Genomic DNA, 19,473 nt, shown 5'->3' on the forward strand with positions numbered 1-19,473 from the left:
GGAGTCAAGACGTCGTGTTTGGTAAGCGTAGCGGAAACGATGGGGATCTGCGGGCACCCAAGCCCGCCTTTCAGACGCCGGAGCCTGCCGGCTTGTCGCCGATGGCGCGCGAGTCCGCCGCACCGGCGATATCGTCGCCGCCGCTGGCCCCGGCCAAGCCACCGCCTGCTCCCGCCGTCGAAGCCCGCCGCTCGGACAACTACTACCAGGTCAAGGCGACGATCTTCGGCGCCCTGATCGAGGCGATCGACCTTGCCCAGCTCGCCAAGCTCGACAGCGAGTCGGCGCGCGAGGAAATCCGCGACATCGTCAACGAGATCATCGCGATCAAGAACATCGTGATGTCGATCGCCGAGCAGGAAGAGCTGCTCGACGACATCTGCAACGACGTGCTCGGCTACGGACCGCTGGAGCCGCTATTGTCGCGCGACGACATCGCCGACATCATGGTCAACGGCGCCGGCACCGTGTTCATCGAAGTCGCCGGCAAGATCCAGCGCACCGGCATCCGCTTTCGCGACAACCAGCAGCTGCTCAACATCTGCCAGCGCATCGTCAGCCAGGTCGGCCGGCGCGTCGACGAATCCTCGCCGATCTGCGACGCCCGTCTCGCCGACGGCTCGCGCGTCAACGCCATCGTGCCGCCGCTGGCGATCGACGGGCCCGCGCTCACCATTCGTAAATTCAAGAAGGACAAGCTGACGCTGGAGCAGCTCGTCAAGTTCGGCGCGATCACGCCGGACGGGGCGACCATCCTGCAGATCATCGGCCGTGTCCGCTGCAACGTGATCATCTCGGGCGGTACCGGTTCGGGCAAGACCACGCTGCTGAACTGCCTGACCAACTATATCGAGCACGACGAACGCATCATCACCTGCGAAGACGCCGCCGAACTTCAGCTGCAGCAGCCGCATGTGGTGCGGCTGGAAACCCGGCCGCCGAACATCGAGGGCGAGGGCCAGGTCACGATGCGCGAACTGGTCCGCAACTGCCTGCGTATGCGCCCCGAGCGCATCATCGTCGGCGAAGTCCGCGGACCCGAGGCGTTCGATCTGTTGCAGGCGATGAACACCGGCCATGACGGCTCGATGGGCACGCTGCACGCCAACAATCCCCGCGAAGCGCTGTCGCGCTGCGAATCGATGATCACCATGGGCGGCTTCTCGCTTCCCTCGCGCACCATTCGCGAGATGATCTGCGCCTCGGTCGACATCATCGTGCAGGCCGCGCGCCTGCGCGACGGTTCGCGCCGTATCACCCACATCACCGAGGTGATGGGCATGGAAGGCGACACCATCATCACCCAGGATATCTTCCTCTACGACGTGGTCGGGGAAGATGCCAACGGCAAGATCATTGGCAAGCACCGCTCGACCGGCATCGGCCGGCCGCGCTTCTGGGAGCGTGCGCGCTACTACAATGAAGAGAAGCGGCTTGCGGCGGCGCTGGATGCCTCCGACTCGCCGGCGCCGGTCTAGGGGAACGCAGGATGCAAACGCAAACCCTTGCCCTGGCCTTCCTCGCGGCCACCACCGTGGGCGGCATCGCCTGGGTCTTCCTCTATCCCTACCTCTCGGGGGAAAAGAAGGCCGAGTCGCGCCGCGCATCGGTGGCGCGCAGCGAACCGTCGACCACGCGAGGTACCGACCGCACGCAGCGCTCCCGCCGCGAGCAGGTCGAAGGATCGCTCAAGGAGCTCGAGGCGCGTCGGCAGAAGGACAAGAAAGTCCCGCTCGGTGTGCGCATCTCGCAGGCCGGACTGGAGTGGTCCGAGCAGAAATTCTGGATGATCTCCGGCGCCCTCGGCCTGTTCGGGTTCGGCGCGGCATTCATGGTCGGCGGAGGCCTGTTGGGCGCGGCCGGCATCGGCTTTGCCATGGGTCTCGGTCTGCCGCGCTGGCTGCTCGGCTTCCTGAAGAAGCGGAGAGAGAAGGCCTTTCTGAGGGCGTTGCCCGACGCCGTCGACGTCATCGTGCGCGGCATCAAGGCCGGCCTGCCGCTGTTCGAATCGCTCAAGGCGGTCGTCAACGACGCACCTGAGCCGCTGCGCAGCGAGTTCCTTGCGATCATCGAGACCCAGGCGATCGGCATGCCGCTCGGCGAGGCGTGCTCCCGGCTCTACGAACGCATGCCGCTGCCGGAAGCGAACTTCTTCGGCATCGTGATTGCGATCCAGCAGAAGTCCGGCGGCAATCTGTCGGAAGCGCTCGGCAACCTGTCGCGGGTGCTGCGCGACCGCAAGAAGATGGCCGAGAAGATCCAGGCGATGTCGATGGAAGCGAAAGCTTCCGCCGCCATCATCGGCTCGCTGCCGCCGATCGTGATGATCCTGGTGTTCCTCACGACGCCGGACTACATCGCCCTGCTGTGGACGAACTCGATGGGCCAGCTCATGCTGGTTGCCTGCGTCGTCTGGATGTCGATGGGCGTGCTGGTGATGAAGAAGATGATCAACTTCGATTTCTGACGGTGCAGCATGATTGATATTCTGGTCGCCAAGCTCCACGACGTCAGGTTCATGACCATGCTGCTTGCCTTCATCGCGGCAAGCGCGACGGTCTACACGCTGGCGATGCCGCTGCTCGCCGGCGGCGATCTCAACAAGCGCATGAAGGCCGTCGCCAGCGAGCGCGAGCGTCTCCGGCAGCGCGAGCGCGATCGTCTCGCCAAGACGGAGAAGGTCGCGCTGCGGCAGACCCCGAAGCAGGTGGTCTCCCGGGTGGTGGACGATCTCAACCTCACGAAATGGCTCGCCCAGGAAGCGGCGCTCGATAAGCTCGTGATGGCGGGCTATCGCGGCCACGCCCCCTACGTCACCTTCCTGTTCGCCCGCGCGGTGACGCCGATCGTGCTGCTGCTCGGCGCCATCGTCTATACGTTCTTCATCGCGGGCGCGACCTGGTCGCTCACGCTCAAGATCGGCATTTGCGTCGCTGCGGCCTATGCCGGCCTCCAGGCGCCGATGCTGTTCCTGAAGAACGCGATCTCCAAGCGCCAGCTCCAGATCAAGCGCGCCTTCCCTGATTCGCTGGACTTGCTGCTGATCTGCATCGAGTCGGGCATGTCGGTCGAGGTCGCATTCCGGAAGGTGGCAAACGAGATCGCCGGACAGTCGATCGCGCTGTCGGAGGAGTTCGCCCTGACGACCGCGGAATTGTCCTATTTGCAGGACCGCAAGTCCGCCTACGAGAACCTGGCGCGCCGCACCGGGCTCGAAGGCGTGAAGTCGGTGTGCATGGCCTTGCAGCAATCCGAACGCTACGGCACGCCGCTCGGCCAGAGCCTGCGCGTGATGGCGCAGGAAAACCGCGACATGCGCATGAACGAGGCCGAGAAGAAGGCGGCGTCGCTGCCGCCCAAGCTGACCGTGCCGATGATCCTGTTCTTCCTGCCCTGCCTGTTCATCGTGATCCTCGGGCCGTCCTATATCAAGATCGCCACGATGCATTGAGCCGCGCCGCAGCGCATTACCAGAACGCCCGGCAAACGCCGGGCGTTTCTTTTTTTGCGCGCGTTGAGGCAGATATGGATTTGCGAAGCCCACAGCTTCGCTGTCAGACACGCCATAAAGGAGCGTTAGTCGTCCTTGGCAACAACAGGTGCGGCGCGCGATGCGGTCCGCGGACCGTCCTTGCGGTTCAGCATGTCGCGGAGATAGGCGACATTGGCCGCCGCCTCATCGGCCGGCAGGTCGGCCTTGACGATGGTCTCGGCCTCCGCGAAGCGGCCCTGCAGACCGACGACGAGCGCAAGGTTCTGCCGGATGCGGGTGTCGGCGCGGGCGCTGGCATAGGCCTGGCGAAGCGTCTCTTCCGCCTTCGGCAATTCCTTGGTCAGCATGTAGGACAGGCCGAGATTGGACAGCACCGACGGCTCGTCGGGGGCCAGTCGAAGCGCACTGGCGTAATAGCGCCGCGCTTCCTCGTGCCGGTTCAACTTGTCGAGCGTGGTGCCCTGCACCGACAGGATCCGCCAGTCCGGATTGTCCGGACTGTGCGCGCGGCTCAGCACGTCGAATGCGGCCTGCGAATTGCCGTTGTCGGCGAGCGCGCGGCCATAGGCCGCGAGCAGCGCCTTGCTGCCGGGGGTTGCGAGTGTGGCCTGCTCCAGCACGGCGCAGGCCTGCGAACGCTGTCCGGTCATACGCAACGCCTGACCGTAAGCTATGGCGGCGTCGACATCCTTGGGATTCTTGTGGTAGCGCTCGCCATAAACCTCGAGATTGCGGCGCGGATCGTCTGGCACCGGATCGGACCGGGACGCGATCGATCCGGTGACGTCTGACATGGTCTGGCAACCGCCAAGCCCGGCGGCCAGGACCGCCACGAGGGCTGCGGAAGCGAGATGCCGGGTCAAAATGGACTGTCGACGCATGGCACTGTGACTCACGAAATCGGGCAAATGGATCGAGCCGAGCGTGCCAGCAATAGACTGTTAACCCTAACGTCTGGTTAACTGCGGCACCGGCGACCGGCGCGCCGGTTCCAACCCCGCGGGTCGCGTCAACCGCGGACGCGCTACCATCAATCGCGAAAGGCGTGTTAGTCACCAGCAACGCCAGAACAGCCGAGAGCCGCATGCCATCCGTGTTCGAGACCGCCCCCACGACCGCCGTCACGCCGATCACCTTCGTCAGCAAGGCGACATGGGATGCGATCCGCGGCGCGTTGCCGGCGCCGGCGCGCCAGTTCGCGGAGGCCAATGACTTTGCGGCGAAGCCCGGCAAGGCCCTCGCCCTGCCGGCAGCCGATGGCGGCATCGCGCAGGTGCTGTTCGGCCTCGAGGATGCAGACCACAAGGCGCGCGATCCGTTCCGTGCCGGCGCGCTGCCCGGCCTGCTGCCCCCGGGCATCTACCGCTTTGCCAATGCGCCGCATGACACGCGGCTTGCCACACTCGCCTTCGCGCTCGGCTGCTACCGCTTCGGCCGCTATCGCAAGAACAAGGCCCCCGAGGTCCGCCTGGTGCCGCCCGATGGCGTCGACACGGCCGAGATCGCGCGGATGGCAGACGCCGCGGCGCTGGCGCGCGATCTCATCAACACGCCGTCCAACGATATGGGCCCGGCCGAGCTCGCCGAGGCGGCGCACGACCTCGCAACGCGGTTCGGCGCCGCCTGCAATTGCATCGATGGCGACGAGCTCGCACAGAACTTCCCGCTGATTCACGCCGTCGGCATGGCATCGACACGCGCGCCGCGGCTGATCGATCTGAGCTGGGGCGACCCAGCCCATCCGAAGGTGACGCTGGTCGGCAAAGGCGTCTGCTTCGACACCGGCGGGCTCGACCTCAAGCCGTCGAGCGGCATGCTGATCATGAAGAAGGACATGGGCGGCGCCGCCAACGTGCTGGCGCTGGCGCAGATGGTGATGGACGCGAAGCTGAAAGTGCGGCTGCGCGTGCTGATCCCGGCGGTCGAGAACGCGGTCGCCGGCAACGCGTTCCGCCCGCTCGACATCTTCAAGTCGCGCAAGGGCATTACCGTCGAGATCGGTAACACCGACGCCGAAGGGCGGCTGGTGCTCGCCGACGCGCTGGCGCTGGCCGACGAGGAGACCCCGGACCTGCTCGTCGATCTCGGCACGCTGACCGGCGCGGCGCGCGTGGCGCTCGGCCCGGATCTGCCGCCGTTCTACACCAATGACGAGGCGCTCGCCGGCGACGTTGCAGCTCACGCAAAGAGCGAGAACGACCCGTTGTGGCGGATGCCGCTGTGGCCGGCCTACGACGCCTGGCTCGACTCCAAGACCGCCGACATCACCAACGCGCCGTCAGGCGGTTTCGCGGGCTCGATCACCTGCGCGCTGTTCCTGCAGCGCTTCGTCGAGCACGCGCGAAGCTGGCTGCATGTCGACATCTATGGCTGGACGCCGTCGGCAAAGCCCGGCCGCCCCGAAGGCGGCGAGTGCCAGGCCGCGCGCGCAATCTACAAATTGCTGAGCCAGCGCTATGCATGATGTCAGACTGACGCCGGCCCGCGAGGACGTCGCGGCGAAATATCTCGAGGGGAAGGTGAAGGCCGCGCGCTTCGTCGACGGCGAGACACTCGAGGTCGGCGACGCCATCGCGCCGCTGCGGCGGGCGCCGGCGGCCGATGCCGAACAGATGACGCAGGCATTCAGGGGCGAACGCGTCACGGTGTACGACCGCAACGGCGAAGGCTGGGCCTGGGGCCAGCTCGCCGATGACGGCTATGTCGGCTGGATTGCCGAGGCCGCGCTGACGGCGCCCGGCGCGGCACCGACGCACAAGGTGACGGCGCTGCGCACGCTGGCGTTTCCGGGACCATCGATCAAGCTGCCGCCGGTCGAGGCGCTGGCGATGGGGACCAGGCTCGCAATCGCCCGCGAGGACGGCCCCTTCGCGGTGACCCGCGAGGGCTGGCATCTGCCACGCCTACATCTCGCCTCCCTCGACACGATGGCGCAGGATTTCGTCGCAGTCGCCGAGCAGTTCGTCGGTTCGCCCTATCTCTGGGGCGGCAAATCGGGCCTCGGCATCGATTGCTCCGGCCTGGTGCAGATTGCGCTGACCGCCGCCGGCACCGGCTGCCCGCGCGACAGCGACATGCAGCAGGACGGGCTCGGCCGCGAATTGACAACAGCGGAATCCAAGCACCTGCAGCGCGGCGACCTGATCTTCTGGAAGGGCCATGTCGCCATCGTGCGCGATGCGACGACGATCGTGCACGCCAACGCGCATCACATGGCAACGGCGATCGAGAACACGCAGGCTGCGATCGCGCGGATCAAGGCCGCGGGCAGCGAGGTCGCCGCGATCAAGCGGCTTTGAGCCTGTCATTCCGGGGCGACGCGCAGCGTCGAACCCGGAATGACGCGTGATGGCTACGTCGCCACCGTCCCCTCGCCGGCCGCTTCGATGCGGAACGCGGCGGCGAACAGCGCGCGGGTGTAGTCGCTCTTCGGATTCCTGAACAGCTCGGAGGCCGGCCCCTCCTCCTCGACCTTGCCGGATTTCATCACGATCAGGTGGCTCGCGAGCGAGGCCACCACGCGCAGATCGTGCGAGATGAACATGTAGGTGAGATCGCGCTTGCGCTGCAGGTCGCGCAACAGATCGACCATCTGGGCCTGGAGCAGCATGTCGAGTGCACTGGTCGGCTCGTCCAGCACGACGAAGTTCGGCTCCAGCACGACCGCGCGCGCGATCGAGATACGCTGGCGCTGGCCACCGGAGAATTCGTGCGGATAGCGGAAGCGCCATTCAGGATCGAGGCCGACATCTTTCAATGCCTTGATCACCCGCACCTCGCGCTCCTCGCGCGACAGCTGCTTCTGGTGCACCTCGAGCCCCTCGGCGATGATGTCGGCCACCGACATGCGCGGGCTGAGCGAGCCGAACGGGTCCTGGAACACGATCTGCATGTCGCGGCGGAACGGCAGCATCTGCTTGAAGCGCAGGCCCTGGATGTCCTTGCCGAGGAACACGATCGGGCCATCGGACGAGATCAGCCGGAGCAGCGCGAGCCCGAGCGTGGTCTTGCCGGAGCCGGATTCGCCGACGACGCCGAGCGTCTCGCCCTTGCGCACTGCAAGGCTGACGCCATCGACCGCCTTGATGTGGCCGACGGTCGAGCGCATCAGCCCGCGCTTGATCGGAAACCAGACCTTGAGATTGTCCGCCGACATCACGACCGGCGCGTCCGGCTGCGGCGGCGCCGGATCGGGCTTCGGCTCGGCCGCCAGCAGCGCCTTCGTATAGGCGTGCTTCGGCGCGGTGAAGACCTGCTCGACCGGGCCCTGTTCGACAATCTTGCCGTTGTTCATCACACAGACGGTGTCGGCGATCCGGCGGACGATGCCGAGGTCGTGGGTGATGAACAACAGGCTCATGCCGAGCCGCGCGCGGATCTCGGCCAGCAGGGCGAGGATCTGCGCCTGCACGGTGACGTCGAGCGCGGTTGTCGGTTCGTCCGCGATCAGCAGATCGGGCTCGTTGGCAAGCGCCATCGCGATCATCACACGCTGGCGCTGGCCGCCGGACAGTTGATGCGGATAGCTCTTGAGCCGCGTCTCCGGCTCGGGGATGCCGACCTGGCCAAGCAACTCCAGCGTCCGCGCCCGCGCCGCCGTACCGCTGATGCCGCTGTGCAGCGACAGGATCTCGCCTATCTGGGATTCGATGGTGTGGAGCGGATTGAGCGAGGTCATCGGCTCCTGGAAGATAATCGAGATGTCGTTGCCACGAATCCCGCGCATCTCGCGTTCCGACGATCCCAGGAGATCGCGGCCCTTGAAACGGATCGCCCCGGAGGGATGCGACGCCGCCGGATAGGGCAGCAACCTCAATACCGACAGCGCGCTGACCGATTTTCCCGAGCCGGACTCGCCGACCAGCGCCGTGCATTCGCCGCGCTTGATCGAGAAGGAGACGCGATCGACCGCAAGCGAGCGGCCGAAGGCGACGGAGAGGTCGCTGACGTCGAGCAGGGGCTGGTTGGTCGCGTCCATGCGTCAGCCCTTCGAGAACGTCTTGCGCGGATCGAAGGCGTCGCGCGCGGCTTCGCCGATGAAGATCAGGAGCGACAGCATGATCGCGACCGAGAAGAAGCCGGTGAGGCCGAGCCACGGCGCCTGCACATTGGCCTTGCCCTGCGACAGCAATTCGCCGAGCGAGGGCGAACCGGGCGGCAGGCCGAAGCCGAGGAAATCCAGCGCCGTCAGCGTCATCACCGAGGACGAGACGATGAAGGGCAGGAACGTCATGGTCGCCACCATCGCGTTCGGCAGCAGATGGCGGAACATGATCACGCGGTTGGAGACGCCGAGCGCGCGCGCCGCCTGGATGTATTCGAAGTTGCGGCCGCGCAGGAATTCGGCGCGCACCAGGCCGACCAGCGAGACCCACGAGAACAACAGCAGGATGCCGAGCAGGATGAAGAAGCCCGGCGGCAGCACCGCCGAGATGATCAGCAGCAGATAGAGCGAGGGGATCGCGGTCCAGATCTCGATGAAGCGCTGGAAGCCGAGATCGATCCAGCCGCCGAAATAGCCCTGCACGCCGCCGGCGGCAACGCCGATGATCGAGGACAGGATGGTCAGTGTCAGGCCGAACAGCACCGAGATGCGGAAGCCGTAGATCAATCGTGCGACGACGTCGCGGCCCTGATCGTCGGTGCCGAGCCAGTTGTATTCGAGGTCGCGGCAGCCGGTCAGCCCCTTCCGCTTCACCACGTCCGCGCACTGTTTTTCGGTCAGGAGCCAGGTTGGCTTCGACGGCACCGCCGTCGGCGGGTCGAGGTTGCGGCTGTCGTAGGAATAGCGGATCGGCGGCCAGATCATGCTGCCGCCCTTGGCGGCGATCTGCTTCTGCAGATAGGGATCGCGATAGTCGGCCGCGGTCTCGAAGTCGCCGCCGAAGGTGGTCTCGGCATAGGTGAACACCACCGGCCAGTAGAGACGGCCGTCATATTTGACGACCAGCGGCTTGTCGTTGGCAATGAAATTGGCGAACAGCGACAGCACGAACAGCACGAGGAAGATCCAGAACGACCAGTAGCCGCGGCGGTTCGCCTTGAAATTCTGCCAGCGCCGCTGGTTGAGCGGCGACGGCGCGAAGGCGTGGCGGGTGGCAGGCACCGCCTCGCCCATCGGCGATTGCGTCGAGGTCTCGACCGGCTGGGGCGCGAGCACCGTCATCAGACCTCCCGCGCCTCGAAGTCGATCCGCGGATCGATCCACATATAGGCAAGATCGGAGATCAGATTGACCACCAGTCCGACCAGCGAGAAGATGAACAGCGTCCCGAACACCACCGGATAATCGCGGTTCAGGACGCTCTCGAAGCCGAGCAGGCCGAGCCCGTCAAGCGAGAAGATGGTCTCGATCAGCAGCGAGCCCGAGAAGAAGGCGTGGATGAACGCGCCCGGAAAGCCCGCGATCACGATCAGCATGGCGTTGCGGAAAATGTGGTTGTACAGCACCTGGCGCTCGCTGCAGCCCTTGGCGCGCGCGGTCATCACATATTGCTTGCGGATCTCGTCGAGGAACGAATTCTTCGTCAGCAACGTCATGGTGGCGAAGGCGCCGAGCGCCATCGACACCAGCGGCAGCGTCAGGTGCCAGAAGTAATCGATGATCTTCCAGTACCAGGGGAATTGCGACCAGCCGTCCGAGGTCAGACCGCGCAACGGGAAGATATTGAGGAACGAGCCGCCGGCAAACAGCACGATCAACAGGATCGCAAACAGAAAGCCCGGGATCGCAAAGCCGATGATGATCACGGCCGACGTCCAGGTGTCGAACCGCGAACCATCCGTCACCGCCTTGCGGATGCCGAGCGGGATCGAGATCAGATAGGTCAATAGCGTCATCCAGATGCCGAGCGACATCGAGACCGGCAGCTTCTCCTTGATCAGCTGAAGCACGCTGACGCTGCGGAAATAGCTTTCGCCGAAGTCGAACCGCGCGAAATTCCAGACCATCAGCGCGAACCGCTCCGGCGCCGGCTTGTCGAAGCCGAACTGCACCTCGAGCTTCTTGATAAAATCGGGATCGAGCCCCTGCGCGCCGCGATATTTCGAGTTGATGGCCGCGCCTGCGCCCGCGCCCTGGCCGCGCTGCGCGCCGAAATCGCCGCCGCCACCCGACACGCGCGAGGTGCCGCCGGTGTCGGCGCCATTGATCTGCGCAATGACGCGCTCGACCGGACCGCCGGGGGCAAACTGCACGACCACGAAGGAGACGAACAGGATGCCGAGCAGCGTCGGCAGCATCAGGAAGATACGTCGGGCGATATAGGCGCTCATCGGCTACTTCGCCTGCTCGAGCTTGGCGGCCTTGGCCGCATCGTACCACCAGTTCTCCGGCGCCCCGACGCCCTGGGTATATTTCGCCAGCTTCTCCATATGACCGAACTGGTCCCAGTAGGCGATCGGATGCGTGTTGCGGTACCACTGCGGCACCCAGTAGCGGCCGGCGCGAAACACGCGGTCGAAGGCGCGGCAGGCGATCGTCAGCTCATGGCGGCTGTTCGCGCTGATGATCTTCTCGATCAGTACGTCGATCGCGGGATTGGAAATGCCTGCGAGATTGTAGGAGCCCTTGGTCTTCGCAGCCTGCGAGGAGAAGAACGGCCGCATGCTGTCGCCGGGCGTCGCCGAGAAGCTGAAGCGCTGCATAGTCATGTCGAAATCGAAGTCTTCCACCCGGGCACGGTATTGCACCGCGTCGACCAGGCGGAACGTCGCATCGATGCCGAGCGTGCCGAGATTCTTGATGTAAGGCCCGTGGTGCGGTTGCAGCGAGGGCTCGTCGTTGAGGAATTCGATGGTCATGGGTGTGCCGTTCGGCAGCACACGCTTGCCGTCCTTGACCACACAGCCGGCCTCGTTGAGCAGCTGCACGGCCTTGCGCAGCAGCGCACGGTCCTGACCTGAACCGTCCGACATCGGCGGCACGAACGGCAGGCCGAACACCTCGTCGGGCACCTGGCCGCGGAACGGCTCGAGCAACGCAAGCTCCTCCGGCGAGGGAGGCCCTTCCGCCACCATGTCCGAGTTCTGGAACGGCGAGACGGTGCGCGCATACGCATCGTACATGATGGTCTTGTTGGTCCACTCGAAGTCGAAGGCGCAGATCAGCGCCTCGCGCACGCGTGGATCCTTGAATTTGTCGCGGCGCATGTTGATGAACCAGCCTTGCGCACCGGACGGTGTGTCGTCGGGCAGCGTCTCGCGCTTGACCCGACCGTCCTTGACCGCGGTGAAATCGTAGCGTGTCGCCCAAACGCGCGCGGTGAACTCCTCGCGGAACAAATAGCTCTTCGAGGTGAAGCCCTCGAATGCCACATCGCGGTCGCGATAGAATTCGTAGCGCACGGTGTCGAAATTGTAGCTGCCGCGATTGACCGGAAGATCGGCGCCCCACCAGTCCTTGACGCGGTCGTATTCGACGTAGCGATTGACCTCGAACCGGCCGACCTTGTACGGCCCCGAGCCGAGCGGCGCATCGAGCGTCGATTCCTCGAACGACCGCGTCGCGTAGTAGGCCTTGGAGAAGATCGGCAGGCTCGCGACATAGAGCGGCACGTCGCGCGCGCGCCCCGCCGCGAAGGTCACCACCACGGTCGCGTCATCGGGCGCCTCGGCCTTGACGAAGTCGCGGAGCTGCACCTGGATCAGCGGGTGCCCCTTTTCCTTCAGCGCGTTGAGCGAGAAGGCGACGTCCTGCGCGGTCAGCTTCGAGCCGTCGTGGAAGCGCGCTTCCGGGCGCATGGTGAAGCGATAGGTCAGCTTGTCCGGCGATATCTGCACCGACTTCGCGGCGAAGCCGTACATCGCGTCGGGCTCGTCATTGGCGCGCGACATCAGCGCCGCGAACGTCATGTCCATGCCCTGCGCGCCTTCGCCCTTCAGGACATAGGCGTTCAGCGAGTTGAAGGTGTAGTAGGACTGGTTGTAGGCTCGCACCCACGGAATCACCGAGAAGACGCCGCCCTTCGGCGCTTTCGGATTGACGTAGTCGAAGATCCGGAAATCCGCGGGATATTTCAGGTCGCCGAACACCGACATGCCGTGCATCTCGGTTCCGTTGTCGGCCACTGCCGGTGCAGCACGCAAGCTTGCAGCACTCAACGCACCGATGCCGAGACCGAGTGCGTGCCGACGGGAGAATAGCGCCATGCGCGGATCCTTGAGCTTATGAACGCTTGAGCTTGGCTGCCTTGTCGGCGTCGTACCACCAAAGATTTGGGAATCCTGAAACCGCGTATTTCGGCAGCGGATCGGGATGGCTGAAGCGATCCCAATAGACATAGCGCTGCTTGTCGTAATTGAAGTGTGGAACGCAATAGAAGTTCCAGAGCAGAACCCGGTCCAGCGCCTTGGCGGCGGCGATCTGATCGGCGCGGCTGTTGGCGAAGATGATGCGCTCGATGATGGCATCGACGGCCGGATTCTTGATGCCCGGAAGATTGTTCGAGCCTTGCCGGTCGGCAGCCTGCGAGCCGAAATTGTCGCGCTGCTCGTTGCCGGGCGAGATCGACTGTCCCCAGACCTGGGTGACCATCTCGAAATCGAAATCACGCACCCGGTTCTGGTACTGCACGGTGTCGACGGCGCGCAGATTGACGGTAATGCCGAGGCGCTCCAGGCTCGGCTTGTAGAACAGCGTGATCCGCTCCATGCCGGAATCGCCGCTGTTGCCGAGGATCTCGACCGTAAACGGCTGGCCCGAGGAATCGACCAGCTTGCGATCGCGGATCTCGAAGCCGGCTTCCTTCAGCAGTCGCGTCGCCTCGCGCAGATTGGCGCGCACGTTTTCCGGCGTGCCGCCGACCGGGTTCGTGTAGGGCGTGATGAAGACTTCCGGCGGCACCTTGTCGTGCACCGTCTCCAGAAGCTCGAGCTCCTTGCCTTGCGGCAGGCCGGTCGCCATCAGATCGGGGATGCCGTCGAAATAGCTCGAATCGCGATGGTACTCGCCGGTCGAGAGCACGCGGTTCATCTCTTCGAAATCGAACGCGTAGTTGAAGGCGCGGCGCAGCCTGGGGTCCGCGAACTTCGGACGCCTCAGGTTGAACACCCAGCCCTGCATCCGGCCTTGATTGCGGACGGTGAAAAGCTCCTTGAGCAGCCGGTTCTCGCGCACCGGCGGAACGTCGTAGGCCGACGCCCATTCCTTGGCGCTGCGCTCGTTGTACCAATCGAACTGGTCGGCCTTCAACGCCTCGCGCGCGACGGTGTCGTCGCGGAAATACTCGTAGCGCAGCTCGTCGAAATTATTCTGCCCGATCGCAATCGGAATGTCCTTGCCCCAGTAATCCTTGACGCGCTCGAGCACGACCGATCGTCCGGCGACGAATTCCTTGATCTTGTAGGGGCCGGACCCGAGCGGCGGCTCCAGCGTGCTCGCGGTGATGTCACGCTTCTTGCCCTGCGCGTCGGTGCCCTCCCACCAATGCTTGGGCAGGATGACGAGCTGGCCGGTGATCATCGGCAACTCGCGGTTGCCCGGGCTGTCGAAGGTGAACTTGACGTCGCGATCGCCGATCTTCTCGGCCTTCGCGATATGCCGGTAGTAGGCACTGAACATCGGGCTGTTCGCCTTCAGTGCCTCGAAGGAGAAGATCACGTCTTCAGGCGTGACCGGCTTGCCGTCGTGCCAGCGTGACGCTGGACGGAGGCGGTAGATCACGTAAGAGAAATCGTCGGGGAAGGCTGCGGCCTCGGCGAGTTCGCCGTAATAGGTATCGGGCTCGTCGAGCGAGGCTTCCATCAGCGAGTCGTAAATGCGGGTGACCGCCGCGGCGACCGTGCCCTTCAATCCCGCAACGACCAGGTTGAAGCTGTCATAGGTGCCGGGCTGGAATAGCCGCACCACGCCGCCCTTCGGCGCGTCCGGCTTGACGTAATCGTAACGCTTGAAGTCGGCGGGGTACTTGATTTCGCCGTAGGTAGAGAGGCCGTGGCGCCATTTCAGCCCGTTGGGGGCATCGTCGGCGAGTGCCGGCGTGATCGCCGACAGGCCGGAGTTCAGTCCGAGCGCCGGAGCGAGTGCCGCCAGTGCGCTGCCTTGAAGGAGGTGTCGTCGGGTGATCGCCAAATTCGGTCTTCCTGCTTGCGGCCCCGGTTACATGGGACCCAATATAAGGCAACGGTTCGACAAATTACGTTGCTTTTTCCTCATGATATTGGCCCGGGAACAATATCGGTGCGGCGAAACGTCCCGATAACAACCCCGCGACAGCGGATTCCCCATGCGAAAACGGCCAGGCATTGCCTGGCCGTTTCATCCGCGTGCTTGCGCGAAGCAATTCGTTACTTCGAAGCGGTCGGGAGCGGGGCCGGATGCTCCGAGTTCGAATTCAGATAGGCGATGATGTCGGCGCGCTCGCTGTCCTTCGGCACGCCGGCGAAGCCCATCGCGGTGCCCGGGACGAAGCCCTTCGGGTTGGTCAGGAACTTGTTCAGGTCGTCGAAGGACCAGTCGCCGCCCTTGCTCTTCATCGCGGCCGAGAAATTGAAGCCACGGCCCTCGCCCTTCTTCTCGCCGACGATACCGTAGAGGTTCGGACCGACGCGGTTGGGGCCGCCCTTCTCGAAGGTATGGCAGGCCTGGCACTTCTTGGCGGCGGCGGCGCCCTTCTCGGCGGAAGCGGTCTGCAGCAGCTTCTCGATCGGCTCGGAGGCCGCCGCGGCAGCCTCGCCGCCACCGCCATGGGACTCTTCCTTCACCGCGATCTCAAAACCCGGTTTCTCCGGCAGCTTCGCGGAAAACACCGATCCGGCGGCAAAGCTCATCACCAGGACGACGATGCAGGTGCCGAGAACCGCACCGAGGATTTTGTTGAGTTCGAAGGAGTCCATTTCGGTCAGGCTCCGGGCCTTGAATGTCGACTTCAGGCCGGGAATACGGCCGCGGGGAAAGACCTGGGAATCGGCCTTATCGCACCGCCCCAAGCAGGGTTGAGATATCGGTTTGCCCGCGCTCTGGCAACCCGTATAAACGCGCCGAATTCAACCTCCTCCCCGCCAATTTCCGCAGGCCGGACGGGCCCCGACACGAATGACCCAACCCCGTACCTTGGTGCTGATTCCGGCCCGCATGGCCGCCACGCGCCTCCCCGGCAAACCGCTGCTCGATATCGCGGGCGTGCCGATGATCGTCCATGTGCTGCGGCGGGCCGAGGCGGCCGGGATCGGCCGGGTTGCGGTCGCCACCGATACGGCGGAGATCGCAGCCGCAGTGAAGGCTGCGGGCGGCGAGGTCGTGATGACCCGCCCGGACCATCCCTCCGGCTCGGACCGGATCCATGAAGCGATGACGATCCTCGACCCGGACGGCGCCGCCGAGATCGTGGTCAATCTGCAGGGCGATTTCCCGACCATCACGCCCGAAACCATCCGCAGCGTGATGCCGCCGCTCGCCGATCCCGCGGTCGACATTTCGACCCTGGCCTCGCGCATCCATACCGAGGAGGAGGATCTGGCTCCCAGCGTCGTCAAGGCAGTCGGCTCCCCGATCGGCGCCAACCGGCTACGCGCACTGTATTTTACCCGCGCCACCGCGCCCTATGGCGACGGACCGCGCTATCACCATATCGGCCTCTACGCCTACCGCCGGGCCGCGCTGGAGCGGTTCGTGCGGCTGCCGCCCTCGCCGCTGGAGCAGCAGGAGAAGCTCGAGCAGCTGCGCGCGCTGGAGGCCGGGATGCGGATCGACATCACCATCGTCGACACCGTGCCCCGCGGCGTCGACACCCCGGCCGACCTCGAAACCGCCCGCAGAATACTTTCCAAAGCCTGACCGGCTGCTAAAAGGCCACCCATGACCAAGAAGCTGAAAATCGCGTTCCAGGGCGAGCCTGGCGCCAATTCCCATATCGCGATCGCCGAGGCCTATCCCGACGCCGAGCCGATGCCCTGCCCGACCTTCGAGGACGCGCTGGCCGCGATTTCCTCGGGCGAGGCCGATCTCGGCATGATCCCGATCGAGAATTCGGTCGCCGGCCGCGTCGCCGACATCCATCATCTCTTGCCTGCCTCGGGCCTGTTCATCGTCGGCGAATGGTTCTTGCCGATCCGCCACCAGTTGATGGCGGTGAAGGGCACCAAGCTCGCCGACATCAAGAGCGTGGAGAGCCACGTCCACGCGCTCGGCCAGTGCCGGCGCATCATCCGCAAGCTCGGCATCCGGTCGATCGTCGCCGGCGACACCGCCGGCAGCGCCCGCGATATTTCCGAACGCGGCGACAAGAGCGTGGCGGCGATCGCCTCGCGCCTCGCCGCCGATATCTATGGCCTCGACATTCTGGCCGAGGACATCGAGGACGAGGCCCACAACACCACCCGCTTCGTGGTGCTGGCGCGCGAGGCCAAATGGGCTGCGCAGGGCTCCGGGCCGCTGGTCACCAGTTTTGTTTTCCGGGTGCGCAATCTGCCCGCTGCGCTCTACAAGGCACTCGGCGGCTTCGCCACCAACGGCGTCAACATGACCAAGCTCGAAAGCTACATGGTCGACGGCAATTTCTTCGCCACGCAATTCTATGCCGATGTCGACGGCCACCCCGACGACCGCGGACTTGCCTTCGCGCTGGAAGAGCTGAAATTCTTCTCGCGCGAATTCCGCATCGTCGGCGTCTATCCCGGCCATCCGTTCCGCGCGACCTTCAGCGAAACGCAGAGCTAGGCCACTTTCTTCTGCAGCCCGAACGCCTCCGCAAGCAGGCTGTACGACTTCTTCCGCGCCGCGTGATCGTAGACCGCGGTGATCACCATCAGCTCATCCGCCTGGCTCGCCGCGATCAGCGGCTCCAGCTTCGTCATCACGGTTGCGGGGCTGCCGACGAAAAGTCGCGCGCGGTTGCGCGCGATCGAGGCGCGCTCGGCGTCGGTGTAGGGATAGGCCTCTGCCTCCTCGACGCTCGGCAGCGGCAGATACTGGCCGCGGTCGCGGCGCAGCCGGTTGAGATCCATCGATAGCGCAAGCCGCTCGGCTTCCGCGTCGGTCTCCGCCGCAACGGCCGCGACCGCCAGGATCGACCGCGGCGTCGCACGCCAGCCCGACGGCTTGAAATGCGCACGATAGTTCGTCATCGCCGCGATTGCGTCGTGAGTGGCAAAATGATGCGCGAACGCAAAGCCCATCCCGACCTGCGCGGCAAGCTCGGCGGAATAGTCGCTCGAGCCGAGCAGCCAGATCGGCGGCAGGGGCGAATCATCCGGCATCGCCACCACATTGTTGTAGGGATGGCCGGCCGGGAAATCGCGCGTCTCCCACAAGGTCAGCTCATGCAGCCGCTCGAGGAAATCGTCGCCCTCGCGGCGATCGAGCCGGCTGCGCAGCGCGTAAGCGGTGGCGCCATCGGTGCCGGGCGCACGGCCGAGGCCGAGATCGATGCGGCCGGGAAACAGCGCCTCCAGCATCTTGAAGCGCTCGGCGACCACCAGCGGCGCATGGTTGGGCAGCATCACCCCGCCGGAGCCGACGCGGATATGCTGCGTCACCGCCGCGATCTGCCCGATCATCAGATCGGGCGCCGGGCTCGCGACGGAAGCGAGGTTGTGGTGCTCGGCGAGCCAGTATCTGACGTAGCCAAGACCATCGACATGGCGCGCCAGATCGATGCTGTTGCGGAGCGCAGCGGCGGGCTTGGTGCCTGACGTGACGACGGACAGGTCGAGGACGGAGAGCGGGATCATGGCCGACAACCTAATGGGGCGCCACGAGGCGACAAAGACGCCGGCCGCGCAGACCAGTCCCGCACCGGAAAGTCGGCGCCGGTCATCGCGACTCTTGGGACGAAATACGAAGATTCGTTGACATGCGGCCCTGCCGACGACCGGTTCGGACATCCAACCGATTCCAGAATCACGTTTTTTATTAATATAATTCAATGAATTAATTCCATTGCTCGCCAACTGAAGGCGCAGCCCACCACTCGTTTTCGACCGCTCATTTTGAGCACATCATCGTCATCAATGGGCAATTTCCCATATCCGATGGGCTGTTTCAGCCCACCGGTTTCGCCTATCTTAGGGCCTCCATAGCCGGGCCGGACGTCTGCCCTCCAGTTGCGGAGCCTTTGCGTATCATGACCGAGACCATTTCCTCCCTGCCGAACGGGCAGCGCGCGCCGAAAACGCCGAAAATCTCCTTCGAGTTCTTCCCGCCGAAGACCGAGGAGATGGAGCGCAGTCTCTGGGAGACCATCAATCGCCTGGCGCCGCTGACGCCGAACTTCGTCTCGGTCACCTACGGCGCCGGCGGCTCGACCCGCGAGCGCACCCACTCCACCATCAGCCGCATCCTCCGCGAGACCGATCTTCTGCCGGCCGCGCATCTGACCTGCGTCAGTGCCTCGCGCGGCGAGATCGACGAGATCGTCGACCGCTATCATGAGGTCGGTGTCCGCCACATCGTGGCACTGCGCGGCGATCCGCCCGGCGGCATCGGCACGCCCTACTTCACCCATCCCGACGGCTACCAGAGCTCAGCCGAGCTCGTCGCCGCCATCAAGAAGCGCCACGCCGACATCGAGATCTCGGTGTCCGCCTATCCGGAGAAGCATCCGGAAGCCGCCGATTTCGACGCCGACATCGACACGCTGAAGGCCAAGGTCGACGCCGGCGCGACACGCGCGATCACCCAGGTGTTCTTCGACAACGATCTCTACCATCGCTATGTCGACCGGGTGCGCGCACGCGGCATCGAGATTCCGATCGTGCCCGGCATCATGCCGATGCACAATTTCAAGCAGGCCCGCAATTTCGTGACGCGCGCCGGCACCAGCGTGCCGGACTGGCTCGCCGAGAAATTCGAGGGCCTCGACAACGACGCCGAGACCCGCAAGCTGGTCGCCGCCACCGTTGCCGCCGGCCAGGTGCAGAAGCTGTTCAAGCACGGCGTCGACACCTTCCACTTCTACACCATGAACCGCGCGGACCTCGTGTTCGCGATCAGCCACCTGCTCGGCATCCGGCCGACCGGTGCCCAGAAAGCTGCCTGAATC

16 protein-coding genes are annotated in these 19,473 nt (G+C 64.9%); 8 read left to right on the forward strand and 8 right to left on the reverse strand.

The genetic code is table 11. The features are described from left to right. Positions 1-14: 14 nt before the first annotated feature. The 3 genes from HU230_RS29010 to HU230_RS29020 are packed head-to-tail and all read left to right on the forward strand — an operon-like array spanning position 15 to position 3,451. Positions 15-1,478, forward strand: a complete 1,464-nt coding sequence (locus HU230_RS29010) for a TadA family conjugal transfer-associated ATPase (RefSeq protein ID WP_176528875.1) — start codon at positions 15-17, stop codon at positions 1,476-1,478. Positions 1,479-1,489: 11 nt separating this feature from the next. Beyond that, positions 1,490-2,467 (forward strand): type II secretion system F family protein, encoded by a 978-nt coding sequence (locus HU230_RS29015; RefSeq protein ID WP_176528874.1) that lies wholly within the window; start codon positions 1,490-1,492, stop codon positions 2,465-2,467. Positions 2,468-2,476: 9 nt separating this feature from the next. Then, positions 2,477-3,451, forward strand: a complete 975-nt coding sequence (locus HU230_RS29020) for a type II secretion system F family protein (RefSeq protein ID WP_176528873.1) — start codon at positions 2,477-2,479, stop codon at positions 3,449-3,451. A 125-nt stretch (positions 3,452-3,576) separates the two neighbouring features. On the opposite strand, the gene HU230_RS29025 is transcribed toward HU230_RS29020, so the two are convergent. Next, the gene (locus HU230_RS29025) at positions 3,577-4,374 is read right to left on the reverse strand and encodes a tetratricopeptide repeat protein (RefSeq protein WP_176528872.1); all 798 of its coding nucleotides are present in this window, start codon (positions 4,372-4,374) and stop codon (positions 3,577-3,579) included. 203 nt (positions 4,375-4,577) lie between these two features. Here HU230_RS29025 and HU230_RS29030 point away from each other — a divergent pair, with 203 nt between their 5' ends. Together HU230_RS29030 and HU230_RS29035 are read left to right on the forward strand one after the other, a co-directional pair. Further along, positions 4,578-5,957 (forward strand): leucyl aminopeptidase family protein, encoded by a 1,380-nt coding sequence (locus HU230_RS29030; protein WP_176528871.1) that lies wholly within the window; start codon positions 4,578-4,580, stop codon positions 5,955-5,957. Next, positions 5,950-6,792 carry a C40 family peptidase gene (locus tag HU230_RS29035; protein ID WP_176528870.1) on the forward strand — a complete coding sequence of 281 codons (843 nt, stop codon included), beginning with the start codon at positions 5,950-5,952 and terminating at the stop codon, positions 6,790-6,792. The genes HU230_RS29030 and HU230_RS29035 overlap by 8 nt, the downstream gene beginning before the upstream one ends. 53 nt (positions 6,793-6,845) lie before the next feature. Here HU230_RS29035 and HU230_RS29040 read toward each other — a convergent pair whose 3' ends face one another. From HU230_RS29040 to HU230_RS29065, 6 genes are all read right to left on the reverse strand, one after another. Further along, positions 6,846-8,471, reverse strand: a complete 1,626-nt coding sequence (locus HU230_RS29040) for an ABC transporter ATP-binding protein (protein WP_176528869.1) — start codon at positions 8,469-8,471, stop codon at positions 6,846-6,848. 3 nt (positions 8,472-8,474) lie between these two features. Continuing rightward, a complete protein-coding gene (locus HU230_RS29045; RefSeq protein ID WP_176528868.1) occupies positions 8,475-9,659 on the reverse strand; it encodes an ABC transporter permease in 1,185 nt (394 codons plus the stop codon). Continuing rightward, positions 9,659-10,768: a microcin C ABC transporter permease YejB gene (locus tag HU230_RS29050; protein ID WP_176528867.1), complete on the reverse strand. Its 1,110-nt coding sequence runs from the start codon at positions 10,766-10,768 to the stop codon at positions 9,659-9,661. The genes HU230_RS29045 and HU230_RS29050 overlap by 1 nt, the downstream gene beginning before the upstream one ends. Positions 10,769-10,771: 3 nt before the next feature. Further along, positions 10,772-12,643, reverse strand: coding sequence for an extracellular solute-binding protein (locus HU230_RS29055; RefSeq protein ID WP_176528866.1), 1,872 nt, complete (start codon positions 12,641-12,643; stop codon positions 10,772-10,774). Between the two features lie 16 nt (positions 12,644-12,659). Then, positions 12,660-14,564, reverse strand: a complete 1,905-nt coding sequence (locus HU230_RS29060; RefSeq protein ID WP_176528865.1) for an extracellular solute-binding protein — start codon at positions 14,562-14,564, stop codon at positions 12,660-12,662. Between the two features lie 215 nt (positions 14,565-14,779). Continuing rightward, positions 14,780-15,328, reverse strand: a complete 549-nt coding sequence (locus tag HU230_RS29065) for a c-type cytochrome (protein WP_176528864.1) — start codon at positions 15,326-15,328, stop codon at positions 14,780-14,782. A 199-nt stretch (positions 15,329-15,527) separates the two neighbouring features. Between HU230_RS29065 and HU230_RS29070 the strand changes: the two genes are divergently transcribed. Both HU230_RS29070 and HU230_RS29075 read left to right on the forward strand, forming a co-directional pair. Beyond that, positions 15,528-16,268 (forward strand): 3-deoxy-manno-octulosonate cytidylyltransferase, encoded by a 741-nt coding sequence (locus HU230_RS29070; protein ID WP_176528863.1) that lies wholly within the window; start codon positions 15,528-15,530, stop codon positions 16,266-16,268. A gap of 21 nt (positions 16,269-16,289) precedes the next feature. Then, positions 16,290-17,150 carry a prephenate dehydratase gene (locus HU230_RS29075; protein ID WP_176528862.1) on the forward strand — a complete coding sequence of 287 codons (861 nt, stop codon included), beginning with the start codon at positions 16,290-16,292 and terminating at the stop codon, positions 17,148-17,150. Here HU230_RS29075 and HU230_RS29080 read toward each other — a convergent pair. Continuing rightward, the gene (locus HU230_RS29080) at positions 17,147-18,163 is read right to left on the reverse strand and encodes an LLM class flavin-dependent oxidoreductase (protein ID WP_176528861.1); all 1,017 of its coding nucleotides are present in this window, start codon (positions 18,161-18,163) and stop codon (positions 17,147-17,149) included. The two genes, HU230_RS29075 and HU230_RS29080, sit on opposite strands and share 4 nt — an antisense overlap. A gap of 392 nt (positions 18,164-18,555) precedes the next feature. Here HU230_RS29080 and metF point away from each other — a divergent pair, with 392 nt between their 5' ends. Beyond that, positions 18,556-19,470 carry a methylenetetrahydrofolate reductase [NAD(P)H] gene (metF, locus tag HU230_RS29085; protein WP_092119088.1) on the forward strand — a complete coding sequence of 305 codons (915 nt, stop codon included), beginning with the start codon at positions 18,556-18,558 and terminating at the stop codon, positions 19,468-19,470. Positions 19,471-19,473 lie beyond the last annotated feature (3 nt).

It is taken from the genome of Bradyrhizobium quebecense, assembly GCF_013373795.3.
In the GTDB taxonomy this organism is placed as follows: Bacteria; Pseudomonadota; Alphaproteobacteria; order Rhizobiales; family Xanthobacteraceae; genus Bradyrhizobium; species Bradyrhizobium quebecense.